General features: G+C 59.4%; 24 protein-coding genes. 9 read left to right on the top strand and 15 right to left on the bottom strand.

Going from position 1 to position 19,678, the window contains the following annotated elements; all coding sequences use genetic code 11:
- The first annotated feature begins 53 nt into the window (after positions 1–53).
- Both rimO and AC2FJ6_RS06205 read left to right on the top strand, forming a co-directional pair.
- Positions 54–1,442 (top strand): 30S ribosomal protein S12 methylthiotransferase RimO, encoded by a 1,389-nt coding sequence (gene rimO / locus AC2FJ6_RS06210; protein ID WP_170769070.1) that lies wholly within the window; start codon positions 54–56, stop codon positions 1,440–1,442.
- Between the two features lie 109 nt (positions 1,443–1,551).
- On the top strand, positions 1,552–1,956 hold the full coding sequence (locus AC2FJ6_RS06205) for a hypothetical protein (RefSeq protein WP_170769069.1): 405 nt from the start codon (positions 1,552–1,554) through the stop codon (positions 1,954–1,956).
- 9 nt (positions 1,957–1,965) lie between these two features.
- On the opposite strand, the gene AC2FJ6_RS06200 is transcribed toward AC2FJ6_RS06205, so the two are convergent.
- Both AC2FJ6_RS06200 and AC2FJ6_RS06195 read right to left on the bottom strand, forming a co-directional pair.
- Complete coding sequence (locus AC2FJ6_RS06200; RefSeq protein ID WP_170769068.1) at positions 1,966–2,322, bottom strand: diacylglycerol kinase; 357 nt, start codon at positions 2,320–2,322, stop codon at positions 1,966–1,968.
- Between the two features lie 126 nt (positions 2,323–2,448).
- Complete coding sequence (locus AC2FJ6_RS06195) at positions 2,449–2,835, bottom strand: hypothetical protein (protein ID WP_496668668.1); 387 nt, start codon at positions 2,833–2,835, stop codon at positions 2,449–2,451.
- Between AC2FJ6_RS06195 and AC2FJ6_RS06190 the strand changes: the two genes are divergently transcribed.
- Entirely contained in the window at positions 2,836–3,078 is a 243-nt protein-coding gene (locus AC2FJ6_RS06190) for a CDGSH iron-sulfur domain-containing protein (RefSeq protein ID WP_170769066.1), read from the top strand.
- Here the strand turns inward: AC2FJ6_RS06190 and AC2FJ6_RS06185 are convergent.
- The 5 genes from AC2FJ6_RS06185 to AC2FJ6_RS06165 all read right to left on the bottom strand — a co-directional run bounded on the left by AC2FJ6_RS06185 (position 3,075) and on the right by AC2FJ6_RS06165 (position 5,008).
- Positions 3,075–3,332 carry a DUF6455 family protein gene (locus tag AC2FJ6_RS06185; protein WP_170769065.1) on the bottom strand — a complete coding sequence of 86 codons (258 nt, stop codon included), beginning with the start codon at positions 3,330–3,332 and terminating at the stop codon, positions 3,075–3,077. The genes AC2FJ6_RS06190 and AC2FJ6_RS06185 overlap by 4 nt on opposite strands.
- A gap of 2 nt (positions 3,333–3,334) precedes the next feature.
- Positions 3,335–3,604: a DUF6455 family protein gene (locus AC2FJ6_RS06180; protein WP_269149751.1), complete on the bottom strand. Its 270-nt coding sequence runs from the start codon at positions 3,602–3,604 to the stop codon at positions 3,335–3,337.
- The gene (locus AC2FJ6_RS06175) at positions 3,604–3,867 is read right to left on the bottom strand and encodes a DUF6455 family protein (RefSeq protein WP_170769064.1); all 264 of its coding nucleotides are present in this window, start codon (positions 3,865–3,867) and stop codon (positions 3,604–3,606) included. The genes AC2FJ6_RS06180 and AC2FJ6_RS06175 overlap by 1 nt, the downstream gene beginning before the upstream one ends.
- Before the next feature lie 68 nt (positions 3,868–3,935).
- A complete protein-coding gene (locus AC2FJ6_RS06170; RefSeq protein WP_170769063.1) occupies positions 3,936–4,304 on the bottom strand; it encodes a YigZ family protein in 369 nt (122 codons plus the stop codon).
- Positions 4,301–5,008, bottom strand: coding sequence for a M48 family metalloprotease (locus AC2FJ6_RS06165; protein WP_170769062.1), 708 nt, complete (start codon positions 5,006–5,008; stop codon positions 4,301–4,303). The genes AC2FJ6_RS06170 and AC2FJ6_RS06165 overlap by 4 nt, the downstream gene beginning before the upstream one ends.
- Before the next feature lie 122 nt (positions 5,009–5,130).
- Here AC2FJ6_RS06165 and AC2FJ6_RS06160 point away from each other — a divergent pair, with 122 nt between their 5' ends.
- Positions 5,131–5,370, top strand: a complete 240-nt coding sequence (locus AC2FJ6_RS06160; protein ID WP_170769820.1) for a DUF8831 family protein — start codon at positions 5,131–5,133, stop codon at positions 5,368–5,370.
- Here AC2FJ6_RS06160 and AC2FJ6_RS06155 read toward each other — a convergent pair.
- The gene (locus tag AC2FJ6_RS06155; RefSeq protein WP_496668666.1) at positions 5,367–5,642 is read right to left on the bottom strand and encodes a DUF167 domain-containing protein; all 276 of its coding nucleotides are present in this window, start codon (positions 5,640–5,642) and stop codon (positions 5,367–5,369) included. The two genes, AC2FJ6_RS06160 and AC2FJ6_RS06155, sit on opposite strands and share 4 nt — an antisense overlap.
- A gap of 136 nt (positions 5,643–5,778) precedes the next feature.
- Here AC2FJ6_RS06155 and AC2FJ6_RS06150 point away from each other — a divergent pair, with 136 nt between their 5' ends.
- Both AC2FJ6_RS06150 and AC2FJ6_RS06145 read left to right on the top strand, forming a co-directional pair.
- Entirely contained in the window at positions 5,779–6,357 is a 579-nt protein-coding gene (locus AC2FJ6_RS06150; protein WP_496668664.1) for a nitroreductase family protein, read from the top strand.
- Positions 6,354–7,043 (top strand): EI24 domain-containing protein, encoded by a 690-nt coding sequence (locus tag AC2FJ6_RS06145; protein WP_170769059.1) that lies wholly within the window; start codon positions 6,354–6,356, stop codon positions 7,041–7,043. Before AC2FJ6_RS06150 ends, AC2FJ6_RS06145 begins: the two co-directional genes overlap by 4 nt.
- Positions 7,044–7,046: 3 nt before the next feature.
- Here AC2FJ6_RS06145 and AC2FJ6_RS06140 read toward each other — a convergent pair whose 3' ends face one another.
- Positions 7,047–7,322: a DUF1467 family protein gene (locus AC2FJ6_RS06140; RefSeq protein WP_170769058.1), complete on the bottom strand. Its 276-nt coding sequence runs from the start codon at positions 7,320–7,322 to the stop codon at positions 7,047–7,049.
- A 16-nt stretch (positions 7,323–7,338) separates the two neighbouring features.
- Positions 7,339–7,743, bottom strand: coding sequence for a methylmalonyl-CoA epimerase (gene mce / locus AC2FJ6_RS06135; RefSeq protein WP_170352375.1), 405 nt, complete (start codon positions 7,741–7,743; stop codon positions 7,339–7,341).
- Positions 7,744–7,877: 134 nt separating this feature from the next.
- On the opposite strand from mce, the gene AC2FJ6_RS06130 reads away from it, so the two are divergent.
- Together AC2FJ6_RS06130 and AC2FJ6_RS06125 are read left to right on the top strand one after the other, a co-directional pair.
- Positions 7,878–8,594, top strand: a complete 717-nt coding sequence (locus AC2FJ6_RS06130; protein WP_170769057.1) for a response regulator — start codon at positions 7,878–7,880, stop codon at positions 8,592–8,594.
- 1 nt (position 8,595) lies between these two features.
- Positions 8,596–8,730 (top strand): hypothetical protein, encoded by a 135-nt coding sequence (locus AC2FJ6_RS06125; RefSeq protein WP_269149750.1) that lies wholly within the window; start codon positions 8,596–8,598, stop codon positions 8,728–8,730.
- A gap of 63 nt (positions 8,731–8,793) precedes the next feature.
- Here the strand turns inward: AC2FJ6_RS06125 and aspS are convergent, their stop codons facing one another.
- The 4 genes from aspS to AC2FJ6_RS06105 form a co-directional block, all read right to left on the bottom strand.
- Positions 8,794–10,569, bottom strand: coding sequence for an aspartate--tRNA ligase (aspS, locus tag AC2FJ6_RS06120; protein ID WP_170769056.1), 1,776 nt, complete (start codon positions 10,567–10,569; stop codon positions 8,794–8,796).
- 79 nt (positions 10,570–10,648) lie between these two features.
- Complete coding sequence (locus AC2FJ6_RS06115) at positions 10,649–11,320, bottom strand: CPBP family intramembrane glutamic endopeptidase (protein ID WP_331252063.1); 672 nt, start codon at positions 11,318–11,320, stop codon at positions 10,649–10,651.
- Complete coding sequence (locus AC2FJ6_RS06110) at positions 11,317–11,964, bottom strand: aminotransferase class IV family protein (protein ID WP_170769055.1); 648 nt, start codon at positions 11,962–11,964, stop codon at positions 11,317–11,319. The genes AC2FJ6_RS06115 and AC2FJ6_RS06110 overlap by 4 nt, the downstream gene beginning before the upstream one ends.
- Positions 11,919–13,046 (bottom strand): aminodeoxychorismate synthase component I, encoded by a 1,128-nt coding sequence (locus AC2FJ6_RS06105; protein WP_170769054.1) that lies wholly within the window; start codon positions 13,044–13,046, stop codon positions 11,919–11,921. The genes AC2FJ6_RS06110 and AC2FJ6_RS06105 overlap by 46 nt, the downstream gene beginning before the upstream one ends.
- Before the next feature lie 176 nt (positions 13,047–13,222).
- Here AC2FJ6_RS06105 and carB point away from each other — a divergent pair, with 176 nt between their 5' ends.
- A complete protein-coding gene (carB, locus tag AC2FJ6_RS06100; RefSeq protein WP_170769053.1) occupies positions 13,223–16,567 on the top strand; it encodes a carbamoyl-phosphate synthase large subunit in 3,345 nt (1,114 codons plus the stop codon).
- A 60-nt stretch (positions 16,568–16,627) separates the two neighbouring features.
- Here the strand turns inward: carB and AC2FJ6_RS06095 are convergent, their stop codons facing one another.
- Complete coding sequence (locus tag AC2FJ6_RS06095) at positions 16,628–19,678, bottom strand: efflux RND transporter permease subunit (protein ID WP_170769052.1); 3,051 nt, start codon at positions 19,676–19,678, stop codon at positions 16,628–16,630.

Here is a 19,678-nt window from a genome sequence, read left to right as displayed (position 1 = left end):
CTAAGCCCAGCGGCCATTTGCAAGGGGAAGCGTTCCCCACTATATGCCGCGCCATGACCACGAACCCGCCGAACCTCCGCCCCGACCTGGCGCCTGCCGCCCGGATCACCGACACGCCCCGTCCGAACCAGCCCACCATTGGTATGGTGTCTTTGGGCTGCCCCAAGGCTTTGGTGGATAGTGAGCGTATTCTGACGCGCCTGCGTGCCGAAGGATACGGGATTTCGCCCGATTATTCAGGCGCAGATGCCGTGATCGTGAACACCTGCGGGTTTCTGGATAGCGCCAAGGCCGAGTCGCTGGACGCGATTGGTGAGGCACTAGTGGAAAACGGCAAGGTCATTGTCACCGGCTGTCTGGGTGCCGAACCGGATTACATCCGCGAGCATCACCCCCGCATCATGGCCGTCACCGGGCCGCATCAATACGAACAAGTGCTGGACGCCGTACATCAAGCCGTTCCACCCGATCCCGACCCGTTTGTAGACCTGCTGCCCGCCGCCAGCGTGCAACTGACCCCGCGCCACTACAGCTATCTGAAAATATCCGAGGGCTGTAACCACAAGTGTAAGTTCTGCATCATCCCTGACATGCGCGGCAAACTGGCCAGCCGCCCCGCCCACGCCGTGCTGCGTGAGGCCGAAAAGCTGGTCGACAATGGCGTGCGTGAGCTGCTGGTGATTTCTCAGGACACCTCTGCCTATGGGCTGGATCGCAAATATGACGTGAACCCGTGGAAAGATCGCGAGGTCCGCAGCCACATCACCGATCTGGCGCGCGAGTTGGGTCAGCTCGATGCGTGGGTGCGCCTGCACTACGTCTACCCCTACCCGCATGTGCGCGAGTTGATTCCGCTGATGGCCGATGCGGGCTGCAACGTGCTGCCCTATCTGGATATTCCGTTCCAGCACGCCCACCCAGACGTTCTGAAACGCATGGCCCGCCCGGCGGCGGCTGCCAAAACGCTGGACGAGATCGCCGCATGGCGCGCGACCTGCCCCGATATCACCCTGCGCTCGACCTTTATTGTCGGCTATCCCGGCGAGACCGAGTCCGAGTTCCAGACCCTGCTGGATTGGATGGACGAGGCTCAATTGGATCGCGTTGGCTGTTTTCAGTACGAAAACGTGGACGGGGCGCGCTCGAACGACCTGCCCGATCATGTCCCGTCCGAAGTCAAACAGGACCGCTGGGAACGGTTCATGGAAAAAGCGCAGGCGATATCCGAGGCGAAGCTGGCCGCAAAGGTCGGACAAAGGCTAGACGTGATCGTGGATGAGGTCGATGACGAGGCTGCCACCTGCCGCACCAAGGCCGACGCCCCCGAAATTGACGGCAACCTGTTCGTCGACGAAGGGTTCGAAGACCTCAAACCCGGCGAAATCGTCTCGGTCGAGGTGGACGAGGCTGGGGAATATGACCTGTGGGGCACGCTGCGCTGAGGCAATGTAACCACCGATAGGGCAAGCGTGAGCCAAGTTTATTGGCGATCCCCCGCATCAGGCCCCAGGTTTAGACAGAACCCAAACACGTCTAAAAAGGAGGGTTATCATGTCTAAATTGCGTCCTTTCGCAACGAAATGCGCCGTCGCGCTCCTGGCGGCACAACTATTTGCAGCGCCTGCTTTTGCAGAAGTGCGCTCGGGCAGCACGGCTCAGTTCACGCTGGTCGGAGGGAAATCCTTTGGCATCCACTATCGCGGCAAACATCGTGTTCACAAACACTTCGTTGCGCCCAAAGTGTATAAGAAAAAGGTCCACAAGCCGGTCGCGAAAGCCAAGGTGCATCATGCCAAGCCGGTCAAAAAGCACCACCGGTCGAAGTTCAAACACAGCAAGAAACGTTACCATCGGTACTATGTGCCGAAGAAACACGCGTTCCGGCATCAAAGATCTTATCGAGGAGTCCGGTATCACAGATCTCATCGCGGGTACGGGCGGTATCGAATCAAGTAATGACGACCGTCAGAGCATAGCCACAAGACCCGCCATCCATGCCACCGCAGCGGCAATGGCCGTCAGCGCAACCGCTGCGCTGGCGGCGTCTTTGGCTTGGCCGGCCAAAGTGTTGTGGTCTGTAGATGTGTGATCCACGGCCCGTTCTATCGCTGTGTTGAATAGTTCGGCGACCAGAACCAAAATTCCCATGATGACAATCAACGCGCGCATACCGCCGCTGAGGGGTAGTCCAATTGCCAGCCCCACCGAGATCAGGTTGGCCCATCCCCATACGCGAAACGAGTACTCATCGCGCCACGTCGCGGCCAGCCCTTGCCAGCTCCAGACTGTGCGATGTTTTAGACGGATTAGAAAGTTTTTCATGTGTTCCCTGCACAGCGCTCTCGCAGACAAAAACCCAAACCGGCAATTACAGGCAAGAAAAAACCGCCCAGTGGGCGGCATCTATCTGAAAGCAGGCGGCCCGCGCGCGAGCCGCCTGAAGGTTTGTTATTGCGCGACCGGGTTACAGACAGTCTGGCCTGCCTCAGTCGTGGCCAATGCGGTTCCGGCCGGACAGCTCGGCGTACCAAACTTGTCATATTCGGGTGTAATATAAACCGGAGCTGGTTCTTCCTGCTGAGAACAGGCTGCAACGACCAAAGCAAACGCACCAACGGCGGCAAATCTAAGTTTCATGTCCGTCATTCCTTCTAATAATTTTCTGATTTTGCCCAGAAATTCGGGGCCAGTCTCAAAATACGACTTCGCTGGCATTTTTGCAACAAATCTGATCACGTGAATGTGAAAACGGCAAATCCATGCTGCCATGGCAGAACGGAAATCGGACGCTAAACTGTCTGACCAGCAGACATCAGCAAACTCCGGAGAAGCCACGTGTCAGACGCACCGATCATTTCTCAGAAAGCCCCCTATCCCGTCGAAGTGACCGAGGGGAAAAACTATTTCTGGTGCGCCTGTGGTAAATCCTCGCGTCAGCCTTTTTGTGACGGTTCACATAAGGGAACGGGGATTGAGCCGGTCAAATACACCGCAGAGGCAGACAAGAAAGTGTTCTTTTGCGGATGCAAACACAGCGCCAACCCGCCGCTATGTGACGGCTCGCATTCCAAAATTTAGGGTTTCAGCGCATTCAAAGCCTGCGCGTTCACGCAAAACTCAGGCGCTTTGTCCGCCTTGGCCTGCTGTTCGGCCAACCAAATCGCACATGTCTCGCTGCAATCGGCAGCGCGACATTTCGTGACCATTTCCGCGTAGCGTTCGGCGCTAAGAAGCCCTTCGGTCATCGCCTCGGTCAGGGACAGATTCATGCAGCGCGCGACGGACCGCGTCAGCCAGAAGTGTTTTTCGACATCCCCAAGAATATCTTTCATTCTCAACCCTCTCGAGTTTTCCCGGACCTAAGCGTGGCAAATCTGGCCCGGTTCGGGCAGGTTCGAGGTGCCTGGGTCGCGCCCTTGTTTTGATCCAACCAATCGGGGCAGCATCTGGCCCAAGCGCATCCCTGACAGGCCCGTACCATGCTGGCCCAGTCCTCCTGGCTCAAGCGGCCCTGCCGATGCGCTGAAACCACGTCCGCGCCTGTTGCCTGCCCCATGCGCAGGACAAGCCGTAGATGCGTCATGACAGCCCCAAGCGTTTGCATCACCGCCCCTTACGTGGCTTGATCTGGGCGAATAGGCCTTTGTTGCGGCAATATTCCGGCGTGTCCTGCGATACCGCCACTTGCGCCAGCAGCGCTTCGCAATGTCCGGGATTGGCGCATCCTGTGCAGCGCAGAACCGCTTCGGATATCTCATCGATCGAGACATCACCCCGAAGCGCTGCGTCTTCCAGGTCGATGCCTACTCGCGTTGCCATCTGATCGACGAGGCCCGCGTGATGTTTCAGGGTCTCTCTGTTGGACATATGGCACCCTTTCCCTGATGCGTTTCGATCAGGTTAGCGGATGCGGCGGCGCAGGCCCTTGATACAGGTCAAGCCCCGGTGTCGATCTGATCCAGATAGGTTCGCGTTGCGTCCTGCACCCGCCGAAAGCGGTCCCCGCCCAGCTTTTTGCCCCCATACCAGCGGGTGACTATTACGACGTGGTTCTGCACGTCGGCCCGTTCCATCATCCGCAGGATCACCATCCCCGCGCCACTTTCCCCATCATCCGCCTTGAGCGCCCCAGTGGGCAGTACCGCCGCCCATGTATTATGTGTGGCCTTGGCATATGATTTATCCGCCTTAAGCGCATGCAGCACAGTGTCGACCTCGGTCCGCGATGACACGGGCGCACCGGATACTGCGTATTTCGAGCCCCGATCTGTCAGGATCACCCCCAGCTTTTTCACTGCGGTCATTGCGTCAACCCAAGCCCGCGGGCGGTCTGCTTCACCACCTCGACCCGTTTGGCGTTGGGGGGATGGGTGCTGAGGAAACTGTCTTCGGGATCCGGCAGGCGGTCGAAATATTTCGCACCGATCAAAGGGTTATACCCGGCGCGAAAGGTTATGATCGTTCCAAGCTCATCAGCTTCAAGTTCAAAGTCACGCACATAGACCTGCGTCCCCACCCGCGCGCCCAGTTTCTGCGCCTCTTCCACGGCGGCCCCTTCGGCACCGGCCAATCGCGCCAGATCGCCGAAAATCTCGGCACTTTCGCGTGCATTCACCGATTGGCGCGGAATATGACGCAGGATGTGATGGGAGGCTTCGTGCCCCATCACAAAGGCCAACTCATCCGCGTTCTGAGCGGATTCGATCATCGCGCGGGTAAAAATGATCACCGGCTGGTCGTTTTTATCCAGTGTTTGAAATGCGTTGGCAGGGGCTTTCGGGTCCAGATCGACCAATGTGGCAAAGTCGCAATTCTTGACATTGGCACGTCGCAAACATTCGACCCTGGCCTGTTCGCCGACCCTTTGGCTGATCTGCTGGAAAGTGGCGGCTTCGACCCTGAAATCCCCCTCGCCCTGTATCCAGTCCTCGGCAGGTTGAACCCGCAGCGCATCGGCGTCGCAGGCGGCCAGAAACACGGGAAACAACAGGTACATCAAACGGTGCATGGATCATCCTTTGAAACGGTCACGCCGTTTGGCTGACCATAGCGCAGACCCCTTGGGACTGCCACCGGTTGAATGCGATAGTACGGGTTGCCAAGCGGAACATCGCCCTGCACTCTGCCATCATGTTTTCGATTGAGCATGAATTCGACTCGACGGTCATTACGCTGGTGGACGAAGGCGAAAAGCCTTTGCAAGAGGATGTGGTGATCAACAATTTCGCAGAATGCGTGACGCTAGAGCAGTTTGATCCTCGAACCGATCAGGTCCAGAAAATCACGCTGTCGCCGGAACAGGTTCGCGATCTGGCCGCTGCGCTGGATTTGCCCGAGGGGGTGTACCAAATCCACGAAACACCGGATTAAGGATCGTAGACAAAGACCTTGTCCCGCGCCGTATGTCCGCGCTTCAGGCTCAGCGATGACGTGGCCACCCCCATGGCGGCAGCGAGGATGCGGCGCACAGCCTCGTTCGCCTTGCCGTCTTCGGGCGCAGTGGTCACATGGATGCGCACTACACCCCCATCCCGCGTGATCCGGTCCGAAGCTGCCTTAGGCGTCACCTTAACCGCAATCTCGGCCCCCGCGTCGGTCAGATCGCTCAGATCCGGCAGATTGCGCAGTTTAGGTTTGGCCATCTCATCCTCCGATCCCAAAACACTGTTGCACGGCTGGCGCCGGGATGGAATTGATCCACCAAGCCCAGCCCTTTGCACTTGAAACCCGCCAGAGGCTCAACCAAATACAGAAAGCCCATGTAAAGGAAGTTAACATATGTCCTTGAAGAACCCGGCCGCACTTGAGTTTCTGCTGTCCCGCCGGTCCCGCCCTGCAAAAACCCTGGTCGCTCCCGCCCCGACGCGGGATGAACTGACCCCATTGCTGACCGCCGCCGCCCGTAGCCCCGATCACGGCAAGCTCGAGCCCTGGCGATTCATCGTGCTGGAAAGCGGCGCGATGCCCCGTTTGTCAGCGCTGACGCAGGAATGCGGCGAACGGCTGGGTAAATCGCCTGAAGAGATCGCCAAAGCATGCAGCCAGTTCGACATGGGTCATCTGGCCGTAGCTGTGGTCGAGGTTCAAAAACCATCCGAAAAAGTCCCCGCGATTGAACAGACCTATTCCGCCGGTGCGGTGTGTCTGGCGTTGCTGAACGCGGCATTGGCGGCGGGCTGGGGCGCGAACTGGCTGTCGGGTTGGCCGTCACATGACGCCGAGTTTTGCCGCACCGCCTTTGGGCTGCAAGACAATGAACGGATCGCTGGTCTGATCCACATTGCCACCGAATCCGCAGCCCCGCCAGAACGTCCCCGCCCGGACGTGGCCGCACTGACCAAATGGGTTCCTGAATGATCATCCTCAACGCATTTTTCGCGGCAATCGGACAGATCGGAGATCCCAGATTCCGTTCGGTTCTGTTCCGGGGCGTGGGCCTGACGATCGTGTTGCTGATCGCCGCCTGCGCAGGCGCGATCTGGTTGATCAACTGGCTGTCCAGCGATGAAATCACCCTGCCCTTCGTCGGAGCCGTTCCGTGGCTGAACGACGTGTTGAATTATTCCGGTATTTTCGCGGTGGTGATTCTGCCGGTCTTCCTGATGATGCCTGTCGCCTCGGCCATCATCTCGCTGTTTCTGGAAGAGGTCGCGCAGGCGGTCGAGGACAAACACTATCCCACCCTGCCAAAGGTGCCCGGAATTGCCATCAGTGACGGGTTGCGCGATGCGCTCAGCTTTATGGGGGTATTGATCGTCGCCAACTTGCTGGCGCTGATCCTCTATGTAATCTTCACGCCGCTGGCCCCGTTCATCTTTTGGGGCATGAACGGGTTTCTGCTGGGTCGGGAATATTTCACTTTGGTCGCGATGCGGCGGATCGGGCGCGAAGGCGCGCGCAAGCTACGGGGCAAACATATGGTCACAATCTGGCTGGCGGGCACTTTGATGGCCATTCCTCTGACCGTGCCGCTGGTGAACCTTGTCATCCCGATTGTCGGAGTGGCCACGTTCACCCATATCTACCACAGGCTGTCCGTCTGAGGCTCAACCGCGCGGCTCAAGCTGGTTCAACCAGTCGAAATCACGCACTGAGATGACGCCAGAAATGATAATCCCCGCGATGATCGCCCAAAGCACCACCGTCAACCCGGTGGTGATCCACAGCTTTTTCTTCATATGATGCACTTCCGGCGCACCCGCATGGGTGCCCGGAACGATCTCGCCCAGATCGCCCTGTGTCTTGATGCGGATCGGCAATACGACCAGCAATGTCAGAAACCAGATAACGGCAAACAGAACCAATGCAGCGGTGATCGTCATGGCAGCCTCGCTTGGGTTAGACCTGTTCTAGCTCGACCAGACAGCCGTTAAAGTCTTTGGGGTGCAAAAACAGCACCGGCTTGCCATGGGCCCCAATCTTGGGTTCACCCGAGCCCAGCACGCGCGCACCGGTTTCCTTCAGATGGTCACGGGCCGCGATGATATCTTCGACCTCATAGCAGACATGGTGAATGCCACCAGCCGGGTTCTTTTCCAGAAACCCGTTGATCGGGCTATCATCGCCCAATGGGTACAACAGTTCGATCTTGGTGTTTGGCAGTTCGATGAACACCACGGTTACGCCGTGATCGGGTTCGTCCTGAGGCGCGCCGACCTTGGCTCCCAATGCATTGCGATATTGCGCGGACGCGGCCTCAAGGTCAGGCACGGCGATGGCAACATGGTTCAGGCGACCGATCATAGAACTCTCCTCTATTCTGCGTTGCAGCGGTTATGGGGGCAGTTCAATCAAAGAACAAGTGCGCCAAATTGCCGTTAACGTCGTGTTAGCCAGAAGTTCCTAGCGTGAGGCATCTGCTGATTAGGAGTTCTGCCATGGACGATTCGAGCCCCTTCACCTCAGCCGCACAGCCAACGGCGATGCGGCCTTTGCTGGGACAAACCATTCTGGTTGTCGAAGACAGCCGCTATGCTTGCGACGCGATCCGACTGATGTGCCTGCATTCCGGTGCCCGGATCCGACGCGCGGATTGCCTGAAATCGGCAAGGCGGCATTTGCAGATCTACCGTCCCTCGGTCATCTTGGTCGATATGGGGCTGCCGGATGGCTCAGGGGCCGAGCTGATTGCCGAATTGACCGAAGCATCGCCGCGTATCGGGGCCATTCTGGCGATGTCCGGCGACACCTATACCGAAAACGCAGCCACGCAGGCCGGGGCTGACGGTTTTCTGGCCAAGCCTCTGAAATCGCTTTCTTACTTTCAATCCATGGTGCTGCAGCACCTGCCCGAGGATCGCCGCCCCAGCAGCTTGAACGCTGTCCGGGATCAGGTCATTAACCCCGATCCGCTGGCCTATCAGGATGACATGGCCCATATCGCCGATGTGCTGGCTGGCCCGAATGATCACCGCACGCTGGACTATGCCGCCCAGTTCCTGCGGGGGGTTGCCCGCGATGCCGATGACAAAGTGCTGGCAGACGCGGCCAAACGCTTGGCCGCGTCCCGTGCCGAAGGGACGCCCGTCACCGCATTGGCCGCTCAGGTCGCAGGGATCGTTCAAGCTCGCCTGGAACAGCGTGAGGCGATCTGAGATGGCAACAGCCTATTTCGCGACGGCTACGCTGCTGAGCCTTTGGATCTATTGCCAAACCCGCGCGGCGGCCCGCAACATTCGCGCCGCCCGTGCCTTGGTCAACGATCCACTGGAGCAAACCGGACAGCTTTGACCTCTTCGCGAAACATCCGACCAAAGAAAAAACCCGCCGCAAGCGTTGCGACGGGTTTTCTTGTCATTCCTGCGGGATGATCCGCAATCCCAGCTCCATCAACTGATCCGAGCTAGGGTCGGACGGTGCGTCCATCATCAGATCTTCGGCGCGCTGGTTCATCGGGAACATCATGACCTCGCGGATGTTGGCCTCATCAGCCAACAGCATCACGATCCGGTCGATACCCGCGGCACAGCCACCGTGCGGCGGCGCGCCATAGTGGAACGCATTGAACAAAGCACCAAAGCGAGATTTCACCTCATCCGCGCCATAGCCTGCCAGCTCAAAAGCTTTCAGCATGATCTCGGGCTTATGATTCCGGATCGCGCCCGAGACCAACTCATACCCGTTACAGGCCAGATCGTACTGATAGCCGCGCACGTCCAGAGGGTTGCCGTTTAGCGCCTCCATGCCGCCCTGCGGCATCGAGAACGGGTTATGTTCAAAGTCGATCGCGCCGGTTTCTTCATCCTGCTCATAGATCGGGAAATCGACGATCCAGGCAAAGGCAAAGCGGTCTTTTTCGGTAAGACCCAGCTCATCACCGATCACGTCACGAGCTTTACCAGCCACCTTTTCAAAGGCCTTCGGCTTGCCACCCAGGAAGAACGCCGCGTCCCCGACACCAAGGCCCAGTTGCTGACGGATCGCCTCGGTGCGCTCGGGGCCTATGTTTTTGGCCAGCGGACCTGCGGCTTCCATCCCATCGCCCTGATCGCGCCAGAAGATGTAGCCCATTCCCGGCAGACCCTCTTTCTGCGCAAACGCATTCATACGGTCACAGAACTTGCGGCTGCCGCCGGTCGGCGCCGGGATAGCGCGAATTTCGGTACCCTCCTGCTCCAACAGCTTTGCGAAAATCGCAAAGCCAGACCCGCGGAAGTGGTCGGAGACCACTTGCATTTTAATAGGGTTCCGCAGGTCGGGCTTGTCGCTGCCGTACCACAGGGCCGCGTCCTTGTAGGATATCTGCGGCCATTCCTGATCCACTTTGCGGCCACCGCCGAATTCTTCGAACACACCGGTCAGAACCGGTTGGATCGTGTCAAACACGTCCTGCTGCTCGACAAAGGACATCTCAAGGTCAAGCTGATAGAAATCGGTGGGCGAGCGGTCGGCGCGCGGGTCTTCGTCGCGGAAGCACGGCGCGATCTGGAAATACTTGTCAAAGCCCGACACCATGATCAGCTGTTTGAACTGCTGCGGGGCCTGCGGCAGCGCATAGAACTTGCCCGGATGCAGGCGCGAGGGCACCAAAAAGTCGCGCGCGCCTTCGGGAGAGGACGCCGTGATGATCGGCGTCTGGTATTCGCGGAAGCCCTGATCCCACATGCGGCGGCGCATCGAGGCGACAACGTCCGAGCGCAGGGTCATGTTCTGCTGCATCGCCTCGCGGCGCAGGTCCAGATAGCGATAGCGCAGGCGGGTTTCCTCAGGGTATTCCTGATCACCGAACACCATCAACGGAAGTTCGTCGGCTGCGCCCAGAACTTCCAGCTCGCGCACGTAAACCTCGACCTCACCGGTGGGCAGTTTCGGGTTCACCAGTTCGGGGTCACGCGCTTTGACGGTACCGTCGATGCGGATACACCATTCGGAGCGTACTTTTTCCAGCTCGGCAAAGGCGGCGCTGTCGCCGTCGCACAGAACTTGCGTCACACCAAAGTGATCGCGCAGGTCGATGAACAGCACGCCACCGTGGTCGCGGACCCGATGCACCCAGCCAGACAGGCGGACGGTTTCACCGACATTGGCGGCGGTCAGAGCGGCGCAGGTGTGGCTGCGATAGGCGTGCATGGATCATATCCCTTCGGGCGCAGAATTCGTCGCGCCGATACACCCCGTCGGGCCGCGAAAGTCAAGGCAGGTATCCCGCTCAAAACGGCCTTTGCACGTTGCCCGAGTAGAAATAGATGCCCAGACCGACCGCAAAGATGATATTGCCCGCAATCGCATGCAACAGCACCGCATAGAAAAATGAGCCGCGTTTGCGATAGGCCCAAGTGAACAGTAGCCCACCCGCAAATGTCATGACAGCGACGATCCAGCTCCAGTACATCAGATGCGCCAGCGAAAACAGCACGGCGTTCAGCAGATAGGCCGCGCGCTCGCCCGGCAGGATTGCATGATAGCGGCGGAAGAACAGCGACCGAAACAGAAGCTCTTGCGGTAGGGCCGAGATGAAGGGGTAGAAGACCCAGATCATCAGCAGGATCTCGGGCCGTTCGCGCAGCAGAAAAAAGGCGGCCTCGGGGCGGGCGATTATCACGACCGCCACGCAGAACAGAGTCATCACAACGGCGAACAGGGCAACTTCGGTCCAGGACCAGTTGCCATGATTATATCGCAGTTCGGCCCATTCAAAGCCCGGTGTATAGTGCAGCAGTAAGATGCCAAGTGCGGTGAAACTGAACAGCGACGGGAACATCCAACTGGGCGGAAAGAATACCGCGATCAGCACCGGGACAGCGATGAAGAACAGTCCGAACTCGACACGCAGCCGCAGCGTTTGAGGCGCGCTCTCGGCCCACTCGATTTGTTTGCTCACAGTTCTACCAACTCCGCCCGGATCAGGCCGCGTAAGGAATTTCCGACATATATTTCTGTCGCATCCTTCAGGTCGGTCAAGGATAACACGGCGTCAGCAACCTGTTTATTTTTCAGCGCCTCTTCGCGCAGTATGCCGGGCAGCACGCCGCAGGACAGCGCGGGCGTCAGGCCGCGTCCATCAGGCATGCGCAGAAACAGATTGCTGATCGTGCCCTCGCACAGTTCGTCGCGTTCATTCAGGAACAGCAGTTCGTCAATTCCCGGTGGCAGCGATGCGCGGGCGTCATCATACAGCGCGCGTTGTGTGGTCTTGTGCTGCAACCACACATCCGAGGCCCGCAAACGCTGATCCGCGATTGCCACGCGCCAGAACGGCGGGTTCTCGAGCAGCACACCGGTCGTCACCTCCACAGCGCCTGCCATATCTAGCGTCAGCCGGCAACGCAGAGGGGATGGACCCGCGACATCTTCCAAAGCGGCCACGGCGCGGGCCCGATCAAACGGCACTCCCAACGCCTCAGCCGATCGCGCCATGCGCGCCAGATGGCGATCACGGCGCACAAACCCCTGCCCCGGCCGGAAGGCCAGCGTTTCGATCAGGCGAAAGTCAGGGTCATCTGGCGGGCGAAGCGGGCTTTCCATAGCGCCTCCTCATATTCGGATGGGGCGGTGCTGTCCCAGACCACGCCGCCGCCCACATTCAGGGTGGCTTTGCCGCCCTCGACCATCAGCGTGCGGATGGCCACGTTAAACTCCGACCGCCCATCCGGCGCGGCCCAGCCAATCGCGCCGCAATAGATGTCGCGCGGCCAAGGTTCGAGGTCGGATAGAATCTCCATCGCGCGGATTTTGGGCGCACCCGTGATCGAGCCGCAGGGGAAAAGCGCCATCAGAATGTCCGAAAGCTCGGCCCCCAGATGCAGCTGCGCCTGCACCAGCGAGATCATCTGATGCACGGTCGCATAAGTTTCGACCTTGAACAGTTCGGGCACGTTGACCGAACTGGGCAGCGCCACACGGCTGATATCGTTGCGCAGCAGGTCGACGATCATCAGGTTCTCGGCCCGGTTCTTTGCGTCACTCGACAGGAAATCGCGGCGGCGGGCGTCTTCGGCCAAATCCTCGCTGCGCGGTTGGGTGCCTTTCATCGGGCGCGTTTCGATCAAACGGTCGGCATCGGTACGGAAAAACAGCTCGGGCGAGCGGCTGAGCAAGTCAGGCAAACCGTCCTGCTGCACAAGCGCGCCGTGGCCCACGGGCTGACCCGCCGCCAGCGCGGCATAAAGCGCAGCGCTGGTACCTTCGACCGTCAGATCAATCGGAAAGGTCAGGTTGGCCTGATAGATATCTCCCGCGCCGATCGCCTCATGCACGCGCGCGAAGGCTTGGGTATAGCGCGCCTCGTCCCAGCGAGGCGCGAAACCGGTCACTCCACCCGCAGGCGCAGGCAGGTCGCTTTGGGCTGGCGTGTCAAAGACGCCAAAGCACAGCAATGGCAGGCGGCGGCCCTCGGGCATCCGCGCGGACAACCTTGGCTCCAGCGCATAACCAAGCTCATAGCTGGCATAACCGGCCAACCACGCACCATCCGCGCGCGCGGAATCCAGCGCCTCCAACGCGTGAGGCACGTCCTCCGCGCGGTCGGCGCGGATCACCTGCGTGGGCCGGTCAAAAGTGGTCCCCTGCCCGGCCGGGCCCTGATCAAAACGAATACGCACCTGCATCCTCATTTGCCGTGCTGCGCGGTATAGAGAATACGGGGCTGAGGGAAAGAGGGGAAAGCGGCAATTTCACCCCTGTTTCCGATACCCCTTGAACCTTTTCGCGCTGTCCCTATAACGCAGGACAATTTGGGCGCTTGGGGGTGCCCTGACTCGCGAACAATTGAAGGAACGTGGCCATGCCGAGAAGAACCGACATCAAGTCGATCATGATCATCGGGGCGGGGCCCATTGTCATCGGTCAGGCATGCGAGTTCGACTATTCCGGCGCTCAGGCATGTAAAGCGCTGCGCGAAGAAGGCTACCGGGTCATTCTGGTGAACTCGAACCCCGCCACGATCATGACCGACCCAGGTCTGGCCGACGCCACCTATATCGAGCCGATCACCCCCGAAGTTGTTGCTAAGATCATTGAGAAAGAGCGCCCCGACGCGCTGCTGCCCACCATGGGCGGGCAGACCGGGCTGAACACTTCGCTGGCGCTGGAAGAGATGGGCGTGTTGGACAATTTCGGCGTCGAGATGATCGGGGCCAAGCGTGACGCCATCGAGATGGCCGAAGACCGCGCACTGTTCCGCGAGGCGATGGACAGGCTGGGCATCGAAAACCCCAAAGCCGAGATCGTTACCGCCCCCAAGGACGCGGGCGGCAAGAAAGATCTGGACGCGGGCGTAGCGCTGGCGCTTGAGACACTGGAGACCGTCGGTCTGCCCGCCATCATCCGCCCCGCCTTTACATTGGGCGGCACCGGCGGCGGCGTGGCCTATAACCGCGAGGATTACATTCATATCTGCCGCACAGGCATGGATGCGTCCCCCGTGGGTCAGATCCTGATCGACGAAAGCCTGCTGGGCTGGAAAGAATATGAGATGGAGGTGGTGCGCGACACTGCCGACAATGCCATCATCGTCTGTTCCATCGAAAACGTCGATCCGATGGGTGTGCATACGGGTGACTCGATCACCGTGGCCCCTGCCCTGACGCTGACCGACAAAGAATACCAGATCATGCGTAATCACTCGATTGCCGTGCTGCGCGAGATCGGTGTCGAGACCGGCGGGTCGAACGTGCAATGGGCGATCAACCCGGTCGATGGCCGCATGGTCGTGATCGAGATGAACCCGCGCGTGTCGCGCTCCTCGGCGCTGGCGTCCAAGGCTACCGGTTTCCCGATTGCCAAGATCGCCGCGAAACTGGCCGTGGGTTATACGCTGGACGAGCTGGACAACGACATCACCAAGGTCACGCCTGCGTCTTTCGAGCCGACCATCGACTATGTGGTCACTAAAATCCCGAAATTCGCCTTCGAGAAATTCCCCGGCTCGGAACCCTACCTGACCACCGCGATGAAGTCGGTGGGTGAGGCCATGTCCATCGGCCGCACGATCCACGAATCGATGCAAAAGGCGCTGGCCTCGATGGAATCGGGCCTGACCGGCTTTGATGAGATTGAAATCCCCGGTCTGAACGTTGGTCTATGGGATGAAGCCGACGACAAGGCCGCTGTGATCAAGGCCATCAGCCAGCAGACACCGGATCGCCTGCGCACCATCGCGCAGGCCATGCGCCATGGTCTGACCGACGACGAGATTTTCGGCGTCACCAAGTTCGACCCGTGGTTCCTGGCCCGCATCCGCGAGATCATCGAAGCCGAGCGTCAGGTGCGCAAAGATGGCCTGCCCGTCACCGAGGACGGTATTCGCAAGCTGAAAATGCTGGGCTTCACCGATGCCCGTCTGGGCAGCCTGACCGGCCGAGATGAGAGCAATGTCCGCCGTGCCCGTCTCAACTTAGGCGTCACCGCCGTGTTTAAGCGTATCGACACCTGCGCCGCCGAGTTCGAAGCGCAGACACCCTACATGTACTCGACCTACGAAGCCCCGATGATGGGTGAGGTCGAGTGTGAGGCGCGCCCGAGCGACCGTAAAAAGGTTGTCATCCTCGGCGGTGGCCCCAACCGGATCGGTCAGGGGATCGAGTTCGACTATTGCTGCTGCCACGCTTGTTTCGCGCTGACCGAACAGGGCTATGAGACCATTATGGTCAACTGCAACCCCGAGACCGTCAGCACCGACTATGACACCTCGGACCGCCTGTACTTTGAGCCGCTGACCTTCGAACACGTCATGGAGATCCTGACGAAAGAGCAGGAAAACGGCACGCTGCACGGTGTGATCGTTCAGTTCGGCGGTCAGACCCCGCTGAAACTAGCCAACGCGCTTGAGGCCGAAGGCATTCCGATCCTCGGCACCACGCCCGACGCCATCGACCTTGCCGAAGACCGCGAACGCTTCCAGGCGCTGGTCAACGAACTAGGCCTGAAACAGCCCAAGAACGGCATCGCCTCGACCGACGAACAGGCGCTTGAGATTGCAGACGAGATCGGCTTCCCGCTGGTCATCCGCCCCTCATACGTTCTGGGCGGGCGCGCCATGGAAATCGTGCGCGATATGGATCAGCTGCGGCGCTATATCAACGAGGCCGTCGTCGTCTCGGGCGACAGCCCCGTTCTTCTGGACAGCTATCTGGCGGGCGCGGTTGAGTTGGACGTGGACGCGCTGTGCGACGGCACCGATGTGCACGTGGCAGGTATCATGCAGCATATCGAAGAGGCCGGCGTGCATTCGGGCGACTCGGCCTGTTCTCTGCCGCCCTACTCGCTGTCCAAGGAGATCCTCGATCAGATCAAGGATCAGGCGTTCAAATTGGCTAAGGCTCTGAACGTGGTCGGTCTGATGAATGTTCAGTTCGCGATCAAAGACGATGAGATCTACCTGATCGAAGTGAACCCGCGCGCCTCACGCACCGTGCCCTTCGTCGCCAAGGCGACCGACAGCGCGATTGCGTCCATCGCAGCGCGTATCATGGCTGGTGAGAAGCTCTCAACCTTCCCGATGCGCCCCGCGTACAAGGAAGGTCAGGACACCAAGATTGCCGACCAGATGACGTTGGCCGACCCGGACATGCCGTGGTTCTCGGTGAAAGAGGCCGTGCTGCCCTTCGCCCGCTTCCCCGGCGTTGATACCATTCTGGGCCCCGAAATGCGCTCGACCGGCGAGGTCATGGGCTGGGACCGCGACTTCCCGCGCGCCTTCCTCAAGGCGCAGATGGGCGCTGGTATGGTGCTGCCGTCCGAGGGCCGCGCATTTATCTCGATCAAGGATGCCGACAAGACACCCGCAATGCTTGAGGCGGCGCAGGTGCTGACCGAACAGGGTTTCTCACTGGTTGCAACGCGCGGCACGCAAGCCTGGCTGGCAGAGCAAGGCGTCGACTGCGACGTGGTAAACAAGGTCTATGAAGGCCGACCCGACGTGGCCGATATGCTCAAAGACGGTCAGGTGCAGCTGCTAATGAACACCACCGAAGGCGCACAGGCGGTCGAAGACAGCAAGTCCATCCGCTCCATCGCGCTGTATGACAAGATCCCCTATTTCACCACTGCGGCCGCTAGCCATGCCGCAGCTTTGGCGATCAAGGCGCAGGCCGAGGGCGATGTCGAGGTCAAATCCCTGCAGGGTTAACCCCACCGCCCGGTTACAGAAAAAAGCAAAACCCCCGGTCTCTGACCGGGGGTTTTTCATTTAAACAACAGGTTGCGGCGCTGATTTGCGCCGGTATTCCGGCAGGAAGAACACCATGTAGAACACGGGCGCGGCCACCATGGTCAGGATCGTGGCAAAGGCCAACCCCCCCATGATCGTCACCGCCATCGATTTGAAGAACGCATCCGTCAACAGCGGTGCCATCCCCAGAATGGTCGTAATCGCCGCCAGCATCACCGGGCGCAAACGCGAGACCGAGGCTTCGACGATCGACTCGTGCAGTCCCTTACCGGTTGCGCGAACCAGGTCGATCTCTTCCACCAGAACGATGCCGTTTTTGATCAGCATCCCCGACAAGCTCAGCAGCCCAAGCAGAGCCGTAAAGGTAAATGGTAACCCGGTGCCCAGCAACCCGATGACTACCCCATTTACCGACATCGGCACCAGCAGCCAAATGATGATCGGCTGCCGGATCGCGTTGAAGATCAGCACCGAGATCAAGACCATGATCAGCAGGCTCAAGGGCAGTTGCCGTCCAAGGCTTTCATTGGCCTCACCGGCATTTTCAAATTCACCACCCCATTCCATCCGGTATCCGGCGGGCAAATCCATGTCTTCGATGGCCGCCCGGACTTCGGAATGGACCTGAGCCGCCGTGAACCCTGCCGGGATATCTGCACCAACAGTGATGGTCAGGACCCGATCCCGCCGATGTACCAGCGTGTTCAAGGCCTTGTATTCGAACCCGTCCACCATCTGCTCGATCGGAACAAAGCGTTCGGACTGATCGGAATACACCACCTGATCCACGATCGAGTAATCGCCATTCGCGGCGCGGCGCAGGATGATTGGGATCAGGCGATCGCGTTCACGAAACACCCCGCCGGTGATGCCATCGGTTGAAAACTGCAACGTGGCTGCGATGTCTTCGCGGCTGACACCTGCAGTTTGGGCGCGCTCGGTCGCGTAGATCGGTTGAACCGCCAGCTCTTTTTCACGCCAGTTGTGATGCACGTGCAGGGCATTATCGGACGCGGCGCGCATCCGCAGGACCGCCTCCTCTGCCAGTTGCCGTAAAACTACCGGATCGCTGCCCGAGAACCGCGCCTGGATCGGATCGCCGCCACCCGGACCAAAGATCAAACGGCGGGTGCGAAACTCACCCTCAGGGAACTGGGCCGAGCCGAATTCTTCCAGATCTGCGCGCAGTTGCGGGATGTCTTCAAGGGTTTCGGTTCGGATGATCAGGTGACCATAGCTGGGGTTCGGCTTTTCGGCCGAATAGGTCAGCAAAAACCGGGTCGCGCCCTGTCCGACAAAAGTTGCGACCGACACGACTTCATCCCTGTTGGTCAACCATTCCTCAAACACGGACATATCATCAGCGGTGCGGGAAATCGGAGTACCTTGCGGCAATTTATAATGCACAAGAAACAGTGGCGTGTTCGAATCCGGAAAGAATTGCTGCTTGACCAGACCGAACCCGGCGAAACAGGCCACCGTCACCCCCACCAAGGCGGCGATCACCAGCCAGCGGAACCGCAAAGCCCAGCGCAGGACGGTCCCGTAGATACGGAACATCAGTCCGCCATAAGCATCCACCGCGCCTTCTTTACCCTGTTTGAAGAAATAGTGCCCCAGCATGGGCGTCACCGTCAGTGCCAGAATCCAACTCAGCAGCAATGAGATCGCGATGACCGCAAACAGCGAGAACAGGAACTCACCCGATGCGTCCGGGCTGAGACCGATACCAGCAAACGCCATGATACCGATGATCGTCGCGCCCAGCAGCGGGATTTGTGTTTTGGACGCAGCCTCATCCGCCGCATCGCGCGCGTTTTTGCCGCGCAGCATGGCGATCTGCATCCCCTCGGCCACGACGATGGCATTGTCGACCAGCATCCCCATGGCGATGATCAACGCGCCTAGCGAAATCCGCTCCATCTCGATCGAGAAGATGGCCATGAACAGCAGCGTTCCCACCACGGTCAGCAGCAGGGTCGAGCCCACCACAATCGCGGCGCGCCAGCCCATGAAGATGGCCAGAACCGTCACTACAATCGCCACCGACAAAGCCAGGTTCACCAGAAAATCGTTCGAGGCCTGCTCGACCACAACATGTTGCTGATAGATCGGCAGGATTTCGACACCATAGGGAATCTGCCCGTCCAGTTCGGCAAATTTCGCATCGGCGCGCTTGCCGACCTCGACAATGTTCTCGGTCGACAGGCCCGCGATGCCCAGCGTGAACGCCTCGGCGCCGTTAAAGCGGATGATGACCTCGGGGTCGGTTTGGCGCCCGCGATAGACATTGGACATATCAAACAGGTTGATCACCTGCCCTTGCGAGCCAACCGACAGCCCCGCGATGGCCGAAACCGTATCGGACCCTTCGGCAGTCAGGACCGTGGTACGGTCATTGTCTGACCGCAGCGAACCCGATGCATTCACCGAATCCGCATTGACGATGGCATCGTTGATCGCCTGCAACGGCACATTCTGATTGACCGAGATGGCTAGGTCGGGCTCCACGAAAATAGCTTCTTCCGGCAGGCCCATCACCTCGACATCCGCTACGCCCTCGACGGTCAGCAATTCGCGCCTCAGAAAGGTCGACAACTCGTGCTTTTCAGCATCCGAGAATCCATCCGCGGTGACCGCATAGAACAGCCCGAAAACATCGCCAAATCCATCATTTACAAGCGGCTGGCTGACACCTGACGGCAACGCGCGAGCCGCATCGCGGACCTTGGCGCGCAGCTTGGTCCAGATTTCGGGCAATTCGGTTCCGTCATAGGTAGACTTCACCTCAACTTCGATCAGCGAGAACCCCGGTTGGTTGACCGAAGTAATGGTTTTGACCTCTCCCATCTGCTGGATCGCCGATTCCAGAGGTTCCGAGACCTCAAGCGCCACTTGTTCGGCAGTGGCACCGGGATATTGCGTGGCGATGACCGCGTTCTTGATCGTAAAGGCCGGGTCTTCCAGCCGACCCAGCGACAGGAACCCCCAGATGCCGCCAAACAGAGCGATCAGAATGATCAGCCACGTATAGATCGGCCGGTCAATGGATGCGCGCGCGATGTTCAT

The sequence above is a fragment of the Ruegeria sp. CDSA089 genome (genome assembly GCF_059612205.1).
This window is presented reverse-complemented; position numbering and strand designations above follow the sequence as displayed.